Origin of the sequence: Oerskovia sp. NPDC057915 (assembly GCF_042887685.1) — a bacterium.
Lineage (GTDB): Bacteria > Actinomycetota > Actinomycetes > Actinomycetales > Cellulomonadaceae > Oerskovia.
Genome location: NZ_JBHVOS010000005.1, coordinates 87,111 through 100,193 on the forward strand (window position 1 = coordinate 87,111; position 13,083 = coordinate 100,193).

A 13,083-nucleotide genomic window follows, 5' to 3' on the forward strand; every position below is an offset into this window, starting at 1 on the left:
TCGTGAACGACCGGGTGACGCCCCGGTGAACGTTGCGGTCCAGGCAACGTCTTCGCAGGTCAGAGGGCCCCTCAGGCGGGGGCCGGCCCGCAGCCCACGGCGGCCGTGATGTAGCCCGCAGCGGCCGTCGCGAAGAGTCCCGAGAGGCCCGCGACCTGCAGGAGCGGGCGAGGGTCGTCGCTCACCACCCAGCAGCCGTCCACGACCTCGTAGCGGGTCTTGGCCCCCTCGGTCACCCAGGTGCGCAGCGCGGTGAGCAGGCGCTCGATCTCCTCACCCGTGGTGCCGACCCCGATCGACGCCCGGATCGCCCCGGCCGGGAAACCCAGCCGGGCCAGGAGCGGGTGCGCGCAGAAGCGGCCGTCACGCACGCCGATGCCGTGCTCGGCCGACAGGTAGGCCGCGACGAGCCCTGCGTCGGAGCCGTCGACCGAGAACGTCACGACGCCCACCGGGTCGACCGCGTCGGCCCAGGCCCGCACGACGCGCACGCCGTCGATCGCCTCCAGGCCTTCGACGAGGCGGGCCCGCAGCTCGGTCTCGTGCGCGACGAGCGCACCCGGCTCGAGAGCCGCGAGCGCGTCGCACGCGGAGGCCAGCGCGACCGCGCCGATCACGTTGGGCGACCCGGCCTCGTGCCGCGCCGGGGCGCTCTGCCACGAGGTGCCGTCGAGGGTCACGTTGCGCACCGCGCCACCACCGGCGAGGTAGGGCGTGCCGGTGTCGAGCCAGTCGCGGCGACCCACGAGAGCGCCCGCGCCGAACGGCGCGTACGTCTTGTGCCCCGAGAACGCGACGTAGTCCACGTCGCTCGCGGCGAGCGAGACGCCCCGGTGCGGGACGAGCTGGGCACCGTCGAGCAGGACGCGGGCCCCGGCGTCGTGCGCCGCGGCCACGACCTCGGCGAGCGGCAGCGACTCGCCCGTGACGTTCGAGGCGCCCGTGACCGCGACGAGCGCGTACGGGAAGCGGGCGAGCTCGGTGCGCAGGCCCGACAGGGTCTCGGCGACCGTCGCGCCACCGACGAGGACCGTCGCGCCGCCCGTGCGCTGCCAGGGCAGGAGGTTCGCGTGGTGCTCGACGTCGAGGACGAGCACGCGGCCCGGCGACCCGTCCGCCTGGGCCGGGACGCAGCCCGCGAGGAGGTTGAGGGAGTCCGTGGTGTTGCGCGTGACGATCGTGACGTCGTCCTCGCGCGCGCCGACGAACGAGCCGATGGTCTGGCGGGCGGCCTCGTAGAGGGCCGTCGACACCTGCGACAGGTAGCCCGCGCCGCGGTGCACGCTCGCGTACAGCGGCAGGACCTCGTTGACCCGGTCGGCCACGACCTGGAGCGCCGGGGCCGAGGCCGCGACGTCGAGGTTCGCGTACGGGACGCTGCGCCCGTCGACGAGGGGGACCAGGGTGTCGCTGCCCACGACGGGCAGCACGGCACACGAGGTGGGTGCTTCGATGACTGCGTGTGCGCTCATGGCACGTCCTCCAGTGGTCGTCGGAGTACGCCGTGCCGGCCCCTCCGCGCTTGCCCCCCTCCAGATAGAGAGGGACCTGGTCGTCACCCGGGGCACCCCACCGCGGAGGAGGGTTGCCGGCCAGCAAACCGGGGTTTTGCGCTGGCACTCATGACCTGGTGTCCAGGATGGTCGAGGCGCGCGGAGCGTGTCAACCGGTGGGCACCGCGTCTCGGATGGTGGTCAGGGCGGTCTGTCGGACGGGCTGGACCGGCGAGTCGGAGGACGAGTCCGCGAGCGCCCTGGCCCTCCGCGCGTCGGCCCGGTACATGGCCGCGTGCTCCCGGAAGTCTGCCCGTCCCGTCGCGGACGCCCGCTCGTCGGTGAAGGCAGCGAGCTCGTCGAGCCGCGCGACCATGACCGTCAGGACCTCGCGGCGCGAGTACGGCATCCCGTACGCGGAGACCAGGGCGTCGAGCCGCGCCAGCCGGTTCAGCCGCCCGACGGCGTCGGCCCCGTCCGCGTCCGAGGCGTCCGCCACGAGAGGCGCGAGCCGGTAGCCGAGGTAGGCCAGGTCCCAGATCCGGGGGCCCGGGCTCGCGGTGTCGAAGTCGATGAGCCCGGCCACCGCGCCGTCGCGGAAGACCAGGTTGTACGGGGCGACGTCGTTGTGGCACACGACCTCGGCGGGCTCGTGCGGCGGGGTCTGCCACATCAGGGCCGAGGGGGCGGCACCGGCAGAGCTCTCGGGGGCCGTGGCCGTGGCCGTGGCCGCGAGGAACCCGACGCTCGCGTCGTGCACGCGCCGCAGGAGCGCGCCCGCGCCCCGGAGCACCGACTCGTCCCAGACCCACAGGGGCAGCGGGTAGTTCGCGACGTCGCCGGCGAGGAAGGACAGGACCTCGCGACCCTGGTCGTCGACACCCAGCGGTTCGGGCACCTCGGTGACGCCCTGCGCCCGCAGGTGCCGCAGGAGCGCCTGGACCGTCGGCGTCCAGGGCCCCGCGGTCCGGCGGACGGTGTCGCCGCTGCGCACTACGGTCGTCGAGTTCCCGCCGACCAGGGGCTCCTCGGTCTGGTCCGGCGTCTCGCGGTCCGGTGTCGGGAGGTGGCTCATGCGCAGGAACCTAGCCCGACCACCCTGCGAGACACCTGTTCTTTTCCGTGGTCACGGTGGCGTACGATCCGACGCAACCATCCAGAGCGGCTGAGTGACTTGGCACGATGACGCCGCAGCAACCCCCCGGTGACGGGCGAGGGTGCTACCGCCACGACCGATGGAGGATCACCATGAGTGCCCCCGACCGCGCGACCGCTGCCCCGGTCCCCGACGCCCGGCCCGCCGACGGCTACGCCGGCGACATCACGCCCCAGCAGGCCTGGGCCCTTCTGCAGAGCGACCCGAGCGCCGTCCTCGTGGACGTCCGTACCGACGCCGAGTGGCGCTTCGTGGGTGTCCCCGACCTGTCGTCGACCGGCCGTGAGCCCGTCCTGACCCAGTGGGTCGACGTCGCGGGCCGCCCCAACCCGGCGTTCGTCACCGACCTCACCGCGGCCGGGCTGACCCCCGAGGTCCCGGTCGTCTTCCTGTGCCGCTCGGGAGCCCGCTCGATCGGCGCGGCCCGGGCCGCGACAGCCGCGGGCCTGGGTCCCGCGTACAACGTTCTCGAGGGCTTCGAGGGAGCGCTCGACGGCGGTGGCCACCGCGGGTCCGACGGCTGGCGCGCAGCCGGGCTCCCTTGGACGCAGTCGTGAGCGCCGCGACCGGGGACGGCGTGCTGCGCATCCCCGCCGGCATCCCCGGCGGCTCGGGTCGCGGCCCGCTCCCCCGCTCGGTCCGCCCCGACACGCTCGCGGTACGCGGCGGCCACGCCCGCACGAGCTTCGAGGAGACGAGCGAGGCGCTCTTCCTCACGCAGGGTTACGTGTACGGGAGCGCAGCCGAGGCCGAGGCGGCGTTCACGGGCGAGGTCGACCGCTTCATCTACTCGCGCTACGGCAACCCGACCGTGCACACGTTCGAGGAGCGGCTGCGCCTCATCGAGGGCGCAGAGGCCTGCTACGCGACGGCGTCGGGCATGTCCGCGGTGTTCACGTCCCTCGCGGCCCTGGTCGGTTCGGGCTCGCGCATCGTCGCGGCCCGAGCCCTGTTCGGCTCGTCGCTCGTGATCTTCGACGAGATCTTCGCCAAGTGGGGCGTGCGCACCGACTACGTCGACGGGCACGTCCTCTCGCAGTGGGAGGAGGCGCTGTCGACCCCCGCGGACGTCGTCTTCTTCGAGACCCCGTCCAACCCCATGCAGGACGTGATCGACGTCCGCCGCGTGAGCGACCTCGCGCACGCCGCAGGCGCCGTCGTCGTGCTCGACAACGTGTTCGCGACCCCCGTGCTGCAGAAGCCGCTCGAGCTCGGGGCGGACGTCGTCGTGTACTCGGCGACGAAGCACATCGACGGCCAGGGCCGCGTGCTGGGCGGCGCGATCCTGGGCTCCGAGGAGTACGTCAAGGGCCCCGTCCAGACCTTCATCCGCAACACCGGTCCCTCGCTCAGCGCGTTCAACGCGTGGGTCCTGGTCAAGGGGCTCGAGACGCTGTCCGTGCGTGTCAAGGCGCAGAACGCCGCGGCGTTCCAGGTCGCGACGGCCCTCGAGGACCTGCCCGGCATCACGGCCGTGCGCTACCCGTTCCTGGCCTCGCACCCGCAGGTCGAGCTCGCCAAGGCCCAGCAGAGCGGCGGCGGGACGGTCGTGACGTTCAACCTCGACGTGCCCGGCGCCGACGACCCGCACACCGACCCCGAGCTCCTCAAGAAGCGCACGTTCCAGTTCCTCGACGCCCTGCGGGTCGTGGACATCTCGAACAACCTGGGCGACGCCAAGTCGCTCGTCACGCACCCGGCGACCACGACGCACCGCAAGCTGGGCCCTGAGGGGCGTGCCGCCGTCGGGATCGCGGAGACGACCGTGCGCCTGTCGATCGGCCTCGAGGACCCGCTCGACCTGATCGAGGACGTCGAGCAGGCGCTCGCCGCACGCTAGGCCGTCACCGGCACCGCTGGGTGCGGGGTGGCTGTCGTCGGACCGAGCGATCGGCGACGACCACCCCGCACCCAGCGACACGACGGGGCCAGGAATACCCCGGCCGTATCCCGGGGTTGCACCTGGCGATGACTACCTCGCCGCGCCTCTCCGTCCTCGACCTCGTCCCCGTCCGTTCGGGACAGTCCAGCTCCCAGGCCATCGCCGCCTCCCTGGACCTCGTGCGCCTCGCCGACCGGCTCGGCTTCACGCGCTACTGGTTCGCCGAGCACCACAACATGCCCGCGGTCGCCGCGTCCGCCCCGCCCGTCATGATCTCGGCGGCCGCCGCGGTGACCGACCGCATCCGTGTCGGGTCGGGAGGTGTCATGCTCCCGAACCACGCGCCGCTCGTCGTCGCCGAGCAGTTCGCGGTCCTGGAGGCCATGGCCCCGGGGCGCATCGACCTGGGGATCGGGCGCGCGCCCGGCAGCGACCCCGTCGTCACGGCGCTGCTCCGCAGCAGCGGTCCCACGTCGGACGTCGACCGCTTCCCCCAGCACGTCCAGGACATCCGCTCGCTCATGAGCGCCGAAGGGGCGTCGGTGCGCCTCACGACCGGCCAGGTCTACGACGTCCACGCGACCCCGGCCGCCGAGTCGGTGCCGACCGTGTGGCTGCTCGGGTCGAGCGACTACTCGGCGCGCCTCGCCGCAGAGCTCGGGATGCCGTACGTGTTCGCCAACCACTTCTCGGGCGCCGGCATCGACGAGATCCTCGCGCTGTACCGCGAGGGCTACCGTCCGTCGCCCGAGCACCCGACGCCGGAGACCTTCCTGACGGTCAACGTGTCGGTCGCCCCGACGCTCGACGAGGCCCGTGCCCGCGCGCTGCCGCAGGCCCGCATGATGGCGCGCCTGCGCTCGGGCAAGCCGCTCGGTGCGCAGGAGACGGTCGAGGACGCCGCGTCCACGCCGCTCGACGGGCTCACGTCGCAGATGGCCGACGAGATGCTCGACCGCTGGATCGTCGACGAGCCCCAGGCCGCGGCCCGCCGCGTGCGCGAGCTGGCCGCGCGGCACGGCGTCGACGAGGTCATGGTCGTGCCCGTCGCGGGCTCGCGCGCCGACGAGTCCCTCGACGCGACGCCCGGTCGCACGCAGACCATCGAGCTCCTCGCGGGCGCGCTCGGCGACTGACCACGTGACACCGCCGAGCGACGACCGCACCGGACCGCCCGCCGACGCGACGTCGTCGGGCGGTCCGGTGCGCGTCACGGGCCTGGCCTCGGTCCTGCTCGCTCCCAACCCCGGCCCCATGACGCTCGACGGGACCAGGTCCTACGTCCTGGCCGCGCCGGGGGCGGGCACGCGCGTGGTCGTCGACCCCGGGCCCGACGACGTCGCGCACCTCACCGCCCTGGCCGCCGGTCCGCGCGTCGAGGTCGTCCTGATCACGCACCGCCACGCGGACCACACCGCAGGGGCGGCACGCTTCGCCGAGCTCACGGGCGCGCCGGTCCGAGCCGCCGACCCGGCGCACTGCCACCCGGCCGGTTCCCGCGAGGCGCCCCCGCTGCACGACGGCGAGACGATCCGCGCGGCCGGCCTGCGGATCAAGGTCCTCGCGACGCCCGGGCACACGGGCGACTCGACGAGCTTCCACCTCCCCGACGACGGACCGCACGGCAGCGTGCTCACGGGGGACACGATCCTCGGCCGTGGGACCACGGTCCTCTCCGAGCCCGACGGCTCGCTGCGCGACTACCTCGCGAGCCTCGACCTGCTCGGGTCGCTCGGCGCCGCGACGGTCCTGCCCGCGCACGGCCCGCACCTGGCCGACCTGTCCACCGTGGTGCACGCCTACCGCGAGCACCGGGCGGGACGGCTCGCCCAGGTGCGCGAGGCGCTCGGAGACCGGGCGGTCGACGCGGTGACGGAGGCGCTCGTCGACGACGTGACCGCCGCGGTCTACGGCGACGTCGCCCCCGGCGTGCTCCCCGCGGCGCGGCAGAGCGTCCGGGCCCAGCTCCGGTACCTCGCCGAGGACGCGTAGCGACCGGACCTCCGGGACCCGGTCGGCCGACGCGCCGGGCCGCGCGGCCGGTGGTTGACTGACCGCGTGACGCCCTCCCGCCCGGACCTGCCCTCCGGCCCCGTCCCCCGCGACCGGCTCGGCGCCGGCCCCGGGTGGCGCCTGGCCGCCGGGGCGCTGGTCGGGGTGGCGGTCGGGACCTGGATCGGCTCGCAGGGCTACCCGCGGTTCGCGGTCCTCGCAGGGTGGAGCGTCGCGGCCCTGCTGTTCGTCACCTGGACCTGGGTCGTCGTCGCGCCCATGGACGCCCGCGTGACCGCGAGCCACGCCACGCGCGAGGAACCGTCACGACGGGTGGCGCACCTGTTCATCCTCGCCGCGTCGGTCGTGAGCCTCGTCGGGGTCGGCCTCCTCCTGCTGGCCTCGCCCGACGACAAGACGGAGCAGGCCCTCACCGCGGTGTTCGCCGTGGGGAGCGTCGCGATCTCGTGGGCAGCGGTCCACACCCTGTTCGGCCTGGCCTACGCGCGGCAGTACTACACGGGCCCTGATGGCGGGATCGACTTCAACCAGGCCGAGCCGCCCCGGTACCTCGACTTCATGTACGTCGCGTTCACGGTGGGGATGAGCTTCGCGATCTCCGACACCGACGTGACGTCGGGCGCGATCCGCCGGACGGCGCTGGGCCACGCCCTGCTGTCCTACCTGTTCGGGACCGTGATCATCGGCGCCGTCGTCAACCTGGTCGCGGGGCTCTGACCCCGCCGGCTCACCGGCCCCGGCGGGTCAGGAGGGTCGACACGAGCGCGGCGACCGCCGCGACCGCCGTGACGAGGAAGAGCGCGAGGGCGACCCTCAGCGGGGTGTACAGGATGCGCTCGGTCATCTCGCCCGTCGGGCCGAACCAGCCCCAGTCCACGACCACGGCCTCGATGCGCGAGCCGATCACGCCCACTCGGCCCGGCGCGGCGGCGAGCATCCCCGTCACCCACGCGACGCAGTCGATCACGTGGGCGCCGAACACGGAGGAACCGGACAAGAGGGTGAGCACCGGACCAGGGTAGCGGGTCGGGCGGCCCGGCAGCGGGTGATGTCCGGGCCAGGTACGACACTGCCCGACGGCGGCGCTCACCTCGGGAGGTGAGCGCCGCCGTCGGGCAGTGCGTGCGTCGCGCGGGGGCGACGGGGCTCTCAGGCCTGGACGAGCGTGCTCAGCACCGAGGTGAAGAAGCCCAGGCCGTCCGTGCCCGCGCGCGGGCCGGACTCGTTCGCGGGGCCGAAGCCGGCCTCGACCGCGTGCTCGGGGTGCGGCATGAGGCCCACGACGTTGCCCGCCGCGTTCGAGATGCCTGCGATGTTGCGGCGCGACCCGTTCGGGTTCCAGCCCTCGTAGCGGAAGACGACGCGACCCTCGGCCTCGAGCTCGTCGAGCGTACGCTCGTCGGCGACGAACTGGCCGTCCTGGTTCTTGAGCGGCACCGTGATGCGCTGGCCCGCGGTGTAGTCGCGCGTCCAGGCGGTGTCGGCGTTCTCGACGACCATGGTCTGCTCGCGGCAGATGAACGCGAGGTGGTCGTTCTTGATCATCGAGCCGGGCAGCAGGTGCGCCTCGGTGAGGATCTGGAAGCCGTTGCAGATGCCCAGGACGGGCAGGCCGCCCGTGGCCGCGTCGACGAGCGAGTCCATGACGGGCGCGAAGCGGCTGATCGCCCCGGCACGCAGGTAGTCGCCGTACGAGAAGCCGCCCGGGAGCACGACCGCGTCGACCCCGTGCAGGTCCGCGTCCGCGTGCCACAGGGACACGGGCTCGCCACCGGCCAGACGCACGGCGCGGGCCGCGTCACGGTCGTCGAGCGTGCCGGGGAACGTGATGACACCGATCCGGGCCGTGGCCAGGCCGGTCGCTGCGGGGGCGCTCATCAGGCGCTCTCCCCGCCCAGCTCGGCCGTCAGCTCGGCGACGAGGACGACGTCCTCGATGACCGGGTTCGACAGGACCTTCTCGCCGGCCTCGCGGGCCGCGGCCAGGACCTCGGGGGTGACGTCACCCTCGACCTCGAGCTCGAACCGCTTGCCCTGGCGCACGCCGGTGAACTGGGTGAAGCCCAGGCGCGGGAGCGCCCCGACGACGGCCTTGCCCTGCGGGTCCAGGATCTCGGGCTTGGGCATGACCTCGACGACTACGCGTCCCACAGGAGCTCCTCGGGAAGTTGGTCCGGCCGGCTCGGCTCGGACAGGTCCGCACGAGGCTCGGGGCGCGCCGCGAGGGCGGCGACGAGGTCGCACGGATCTCGGTGGGTGGGGATTCCGGGGCCAGTTTACCCGGGCCGCGCCCGGGGCCGGGTCGCGTCTCAGGCGTCGGTCGATGCGGTGCCCCCGGGGGCGCCGAGAACGAGGTTGCGGCCGTTCTGCGCGCCGTGGCGACCTCGACCTCGTTCTCGACCGCGAGGATCTCCCTGCCCGACGGCGGAGCGCACCTCAGGAGGTGGGGGCGGCGTCCCGGGGGTCGGGTAGGTCGTTCGTGGGCGTCTGCCGCTCGGTGCCCGGCGGCAGCGGAGCCGGCGCGCGCAGCGGCAGCGGCATGTTGCCCTCCATGACGTGTCGGCGCCAGGCCCGACGGACGCGGTCCTTCCGGAAGGCTGTGCCCCCGACGACGACGGTCAGCGCCATGAACGCCCACCAGTACCAGGACGACACGTAGATCGGGACGTAGACGCCCTGCCCGGTCAGGAACGCGACGGGCGTCGGCCACGTCGTGGCCAGGACGAGCATGGCGACCACGCCGGCCTGAGCCCGGAACGCATAGGCGGCCCCGTGGATGTCGTCCGCGACCCACCACCAGTACTTCTCCGGAAGTCGCACGTCGAAGCACCGGTACAGCGCCCACCGCCACAGCGGCGGGCGCTCCCGCCACCGCAGCCCCCAGCCGGCGCACTGCAGGCTGCGGACCTCGCTGGGGCTCAACCGGTCGGGCACGGGAGCGCCCGCAGCCTCGGCCGCCGCGTGCGCGATGTCCTGCTGGACCGCGAGGAGCTCGTCGCCGTGGACCTCGCGCCAGCGGCGGGGGTAGGCGCGCGCCCAGAGTCGCGCCGACCGTTCGAAGCGTTCGTCGGCAGCGAGGTCGCGGCGGCGCATCAGGCCAGCCCTCCAGCGAGCCTGCCCGACGTCGGGCGTGCCGCCGCGCCGCGCCTGTCGAGGGCCTTCTGCGCCCTGGCGGCGAGCTCTCGGAGCCTGTCCGTCTCCTGCTCGGCGGCGCGGCCGCCGTCGTCCGTGATCCGGTAGTAGCGCCGGAGACGGCCGTCGACGACCTCCTCGCCCGAGGGCTCGACGAGTCCCGCGCCCGAGAGCCGGTCGAGGTTGCCGTACAGGGTCCCTGCGCCGAGGGCCGTCGCCCCGTCGGAGAGCTCGGTGACGGCCTGGATGACGGCGTAGCCGTGCAAGGGCTCCGGGGTGAGGGAGAGCAGGATCAGATAGGCCTGCTCGGTCATGCGGAAGGGTCTTCCGCCGCTCGGGCCGTGCGTCGCTGTGGGCATAGTCGATATATATCGCGCAACGACCCATAGGACAAGCGTCGGCACCGAGGATCCGCGCTCCGGTGCGAGACACCGGCTCGCGGGGCCTGTGTCAGAGGCGCCGCCTATCATCGAACACATGTTCGAACCGTCGCTCGCAGTCCGCCCCGGGCCAGGAGTCCAGGTGATCGCCGCCGTGCTCTCGCGCGACCGCACCTGCACCTTTCCCGGTTGCTCGGTCCCTGCGTTCCGCTGCGACCTCGACCACGTGGTCCGCCCCGCGCCGCGAGAGCCGGACTCCCCCGAGCCCGACGTCGGGCCCGAGGACCTCATCTCCCTGTGCAGGCACCACCACGTGGTCCGGGCACGCTCCGGCTGGCGCCCCGACCTCGCGGCCGACGGCACGGTCCGCTGGACGTCACCGACCGGCCACCGCTACGTCCGCGAGCGCCACGCCTCCACGGCGGGGCCCGTGCTCAGAACAGGGACTCGCCCGTGATCCGCTCGTAGGCCTCGAGGTAGCGGTCGCGCGTGCGCTCGACGACGTCCGCAGGCAGCGAGGGTGGCGGCGCGTCGGACGCACGGTCCCAGCCCGAGGCCTCGGAGGCGAGCCAGTCGCGGACGTACTGCTTGTCGAAGCTCGGCTGCGAGCGCCCCGGCTGCCACTGGTCGGCGGGCCAGAAGCGCGAGGAGTCGGGGGTCAGCACCTCGTCGCCCAGGACGGTCGTGCCCGTGACGGGATCCACCCCGAACTCGAGCTTGGTGTCGGCGAGGATCACTCCACGCTCGCGGGCGATCTCCTCGGCGCGCGAGTAGACCGCGAGGGTCAGGTCGCGCAGCCGGGTCGCGGCGTCGAGCCCGACGGTCCCCGCGACGACCTCGAACGACACGTTCTCGTCGTGCTCACCGACCTCGGCCTTCGCTGCGGGCGTGAAGATCGCCTCGGGCAGGCGCGACCCGTCGACGAGCCCCTCGGGCAAGGGCACTCCGCACACCGTGCGGTCCACGCGGTACTCGACGAGGCCCGAGCCGGTGAGGTAGCCACGGGCGACGCACTCGACCGGGAACATCTCGAGCCGGCGGCAGATCATGGCGCGGCCCGCGACGGCGTCGGGCACCAGGCCGTCGCCGGGCATCGCACTGGCCTCGGTGCTGACGACGTGGTTCGGGACGAGGTCCGCGAGCCTGTCGAACCACCACAGGCTGAGCTGGGTCAGGACGACGCCCTTGTCGGGGATCCCTGGGGACAGGACGTGGTCGAACGCGCTGACACGATCGCTCGCGACCACGAGGACGACGTCGCCGAGCGGGTGCGCGCCGCCGAGCTGCGCGAGGTCCGGCTCGTAGAGGTCTCGCACCTTGCCCGAGTAGACGTGCCGCCATCCCGGGAGTTCGAGGTGGGCCGTGTCGAGGGCGTCGCGCGAGTCAGTCACGGCGCCTAGTCTCTCATCCACGACACGGGCCCCTCGGGCTGTCCGGATGGCGAGGTGGGCGCCGGCACGTCACGTCACCCGGCGCCCGGGGCGAGGGGCCCACGCGTCACCCGACGCACCGCGCCGGCGAGGCGACGGCTGCCCCGTCGACGGGCGCTCGACCGAGGGCTCATCAGCAGGACCGCCCTCGCCCCGGGGAGCGTCCTCCTGGCGTTCGTCCGAGCAGTCCGTCAGGACCCCGACCATCCGCGGGACGGCAAGGGCCCGCGAGCATCGGCTCGCGGGCCCTGCGCCGTCGGCCGGTTCCCCTGCGCGGGCGGACCTCACGGTCCGTCAGGGGCGCACGGTCAGCCGCGCGACGCCTTCTCCGCGATGTCGGTGCGGTGGTGCGAGCCGGGCAGGACGACCTCGTCGACACCCGCGTACACCCGACGACGTGCCTCTCCCAGGTCCGCGCCGCGGGCGACGACCGACAGCACGCGGCCGCCCGCGCTGCGCAGCGTGCCCTCGTCGAGCGCCGTGCCGGCGTGCAGGACGTGCACGCCCTCGACCGCCTCGACACCGTCGATCCCCGTGATCGGGTCCCCGCTGCGGACGGTCGAGGGGTAGCCGTTGGCGGCGACGACCACGGTGACCGCGGCGTCGTCGGACCAGCGCAGGCGCGGGAAGTCCGCGAGCTCGCCGCGGGCCGCTGCGCGCAGCACCGCGGAGAGCGGGGTCGTGAGGCGGGCCAGGACGACCTGCGTCTCCGGGTCGCCGAAGCGCGCGTTGAACTCGACCACGCGCGTGCCGCGGCTCGTGAGCGCGAGCCCCACGTAGAGCACGCCGGCGAACGGCGTGCCGCGGCGCGCCATCTCGTCGATCGTGGGCTGCGCGACCCGGGTCACGACCTCCTCCGTCAGCCCCTCCGGGGCCCAGGGCAGCGGGCTGTACGCACCCATGCCGCCGGTGTTGGGGCCGGCGTCGCCGTCGAACGCGCGCTTGAAGTCCTGCGCCGGGGCCAGGGGGACCACGCTCGTGCCGTCGGACAGGCAGAAGAGCGAGACCTCGGGACCGTCGAGGTACTCCTCGATGACGACGACGGGGTCGCCCGCACCCGGGCGGGGCGTCGCGAAGCAGGCCTGCGCGTGCTCGAGCGCCTCCTGGCGGTCGTCGGTCACGACGACTCCCTTGCCCGCCGCCAGCCCGTCGTCCTTCACGACGTAGGGGGCACCGAACGCGTCGAGCGCGTCGGCGACCTGGTCGATGTCGGTGCAGACGTGCGCGAGCGCGGTCGGGACCGACGCGGCAGCCATGACGTCCTTGGCGAATGCCTTGGAGCCCTCGAGCGCAGCGGCCTGCGCGCTCGGTCCGAAGCAGTCGATGCCCACCGCGCGCACCGCGTCGGCGACGCCCGCGACGAGCGGCGCCTCGGGGCCGATCACGACGAGGTCCGCACCGAGGCGGGTCGCGAGCGCCGCGACGGCCTCGCCGTCGACCGCGCTGACCGCGTGCAGGGTCGCGAGCTCGCCGATGCCCGGGTTGCCGGGGGCGGCGTGCAGCTCGTGCGCCTCCGCGCCGGTGGCCGCGGCCTCCTGGGCGAACGAGTGGACGATGGCGTGCTCGCGGGCACCCGAACCGATGACGAGGATCTTCAC

General features: G+C 74.0%; 15 protein-coding genes and 2 riboswitches. Of the genes, 6 read left to right on the plus strand and 9 right to left on the minus strand.

The window, feature by feature from the left end; translation table 11 throughout:
• Positions 1-71: 71 nt before the first annotated feature.
• Together ACFVQ3_RS04995 and ACFVQ3_RS05000 are read right to left on the minus strand one after the other, a co-directional pair.
• Positions 72-1,472: an aminotransferase class V-fold PLP-dependent enzyme gene (locus ACFVQ3_RS04995; protein ID WP_387635836.1), complete on the minus strand. Its 1,401-nt coding sequence runs from the start codon at positions 1,470-1,472 to the stop codon at positions 72-74.
• 41 nt (positions 1,473-1,513) lie between these two features.
• Positions 1,514-1,628: riboswitch (SAM riboswitch) on the minus strand.
• A gap of 34 nt (positions 1,629-1,662) precedes the next feature.
• Positions 1,663-2,568, minus strand: a complete 906-nt coding sequence (locus tag ACFVQ3_RS05000) for a phosphotransferase enzyme family protein (protein ID WP_387635838.1) — start codon at positions 2,566-2,568, stop codon at positions 1,663-1,665.
• A gap of 74 nt (positions 2,569-2,642) precedes the next feature.
• A riboswitch (SAM riboswitch) is annotated at positions 2,643-2,735 on the plus strand.
• Between the two features lie 6 nt (positions 2,736-2,741).
• Here ACFVQ3_RS05000 and ACFVQ3_RS05005 point away from each other — a divergent pair.
• The 5 genes from ACFVQ3_RS05005 to ACFVQ3_RS05025 all read left to right on the plus strand — a co-directional run bounded on the left by ACFVQ3_RS05005 (position 2,742) and on the right by ACFVQ3_RS05025 (position 7,261).
• Positions 2,742-3,206: a rhodanese-like domain-containing protein gene (locus ACFVQ3_RS05005; protein WP_387635841.1), complete on the plus strand. Its 465-nt coding sequence runs from the start codon at positions 2,742-2,744 to the stop codon at positions 3,204-3,206.
• Between the two features lie 20 nt (positions 3,207-3,226).
• Entirely contained in the window at positions 3,227-4,489 is a 1,263-nt protein-coding gene (locus ACFVQ3_RS05010; RefSeq protein WP_387636076.1) for an O-succinylhomoserine sulfhydrylase, read from the plus strand.
• A 128-nt stretch (positions 4,490-4,617) separates the two neighbouring features.
• Positions 4,618-5,667, plus strand: coding sequence for an LLM class flavin-dependent oxidoreductase (locus ACFVQ3_RS05015; protein ID WP_387635844.1), 1,050 nt, complete (start codon positions 4,618-4,620; stop codon positions 5,665-5,667).
• A gap of 4 nt (positions 5,668-5,671) precedes the next feature.
• The gene (locus tag ACFVQ3_RS05020; RefSeq protein ID WP_387635847.1) at positions 5,672-6,523 is read left to right on the plus strand and encodes an MBL fold metallo-hydrolase; all 852 of its coding nucleotides are present in this window, start codon (positions 5,672-5,674) and stop codon (positions 6,521-6,523) included.
• A 66-nt stretch (positions 6,524-6,589) separates the two neighbouring features.
• Entirely contained in the window at positions 6,590-7,261 is a 672-nt protein-coding gene (locus ACFVQ3_RS05025) for a DUF1345 domain-containing protein (RefSeq protein ID WP_387635849.1), read from the plus strand.
• 10 nt (positions 7,262-7,271) lie between these two features.
• Here ACFVQ3_RS05025 and ACFVQ3_RS05030 read toward each other — a convergent pair whose 3' ends face one another.
• The 5 genes from ACFVQ3_RS05030 to ACFVQ3_RS05050 all read right to left on the minus strand — a co-directional run bounded on the left by ACFVQ3_RS05030 (position 7,272) and on the right by ACFVQ3_RS05050 (position 9,989).
• On the minus strand, positions 7,272-7,553 hold the full coding sequence (locus ACFVQ3_RS05030; protein WP_387635851.1) for a hypothetical protein: 282 nt from the start codon (positions 7,551-7,553) through the stop codon (positions 7,272-7,274).
• A 140-nt stretch (positions 7,554-7,693) separates the two neighbouring features.
• On the minus strand, positions 7,694-8,422 hold the full coding sequence (purQ, locus tag ACFVQ3_RS05035) for a phosphoribosylformylglycinamidine synthase subunit PurQ (RefSeq protein WP_387635853.1): 729 nt from the start codon (positions 8,420-8,422) through the stop codon (positions 7,694-7,696).
• Positions 8,422-8,694: a phosphoribosylformylglycinamidine synthase subunit PurS gene (gene purS, locus ACFVQ3_RS05040; protein ID WP_030151045.1), complete on the minus strand. Its 273-nt coding sequence runs from the start codon at positions 8,692-8,694 to the stop codon at positions 8,422-8,424. Before purS ends, purQ begins: the two co-directional genes overlap by 1 nt.
• A gap of 285 nt (positions 8,695-8,979) precedes the next feature.
• On the minus strand, positions 8,980-9,636 hold the full coding sequence (locus ACFVQ3_RS05045; protein WP_387635856.1) for a hypothetical protein: 657 nt from the start codon (positions 9,634-9,636) through the stop codon (positions 8,980-8,982).
• Positions 9,636-9,989: a PadR family transcriptional regulator gene (locus ACFVQ3_RS05050; RefSeq protein ID WP_387635858.1), complete on the minus strand. Its 354-nt coding sequence runs from the start codon at positions 9,987-9,989 to the stop codon at positions 9,636-9,638. The genes ACFVQ3_RS05045 and ACFVQ3_RS05050 overlap by 1 nt, the downstream gene beginning before the upstream one ends.
• A gap of 163 nt (positions 9,990-10,152) precedes the next feature.
• On the opposite strand from ACFVQ3_RS05050, the gene ACFVQ3_RS05055 reads away from it, so the two are divergent.
• Positions 10,153-10,512 (plus strand): HNH endonuclease signature motif containing protein, encoded by a 360-nt coding sequence (locus tag ACFVQ3_RS05055; RefSeq protein ID WP_387635861.1) that lies wholly within the window; start codon positions 10,153-10,155, stop codon positions 10,510-10,512.
• Here the strand turns inward: ACFVQ3_RS05055 and ACFVQ3_RS05060 are convergent.
• Positions 10,490-11,446, minus strand: a complete 957-nt coding sequence (locus tag ACFVQ3_RS05060) for a phosphoribosylaminoimidazolesuccinocarboxamide synthase (RefSeq protein ID WP_387635864.1) — start codon at positions 11,444-11,446, stop codon at positions 10,490-10,492. The genes ACFVQ3_RS05055 and ACFVQ3_RS05060 overlap by 23 nt on opposite strands.
• 347 nt (positions 11,447-11,793) lie before the next feature.
• Positions 11,794-13,083 carry a phosphoribosylamine--glycine ligase gene (purD, locus tag ACFVQ3_RS05065; protein WP_387635866.1) on the minus strand — a complete coding sequence of 430 codons (1,290 nt, stop codon included), beginning with the start codon at positions 13,081-13,083 and terminating at the stop codon, positions 11,794-11,796.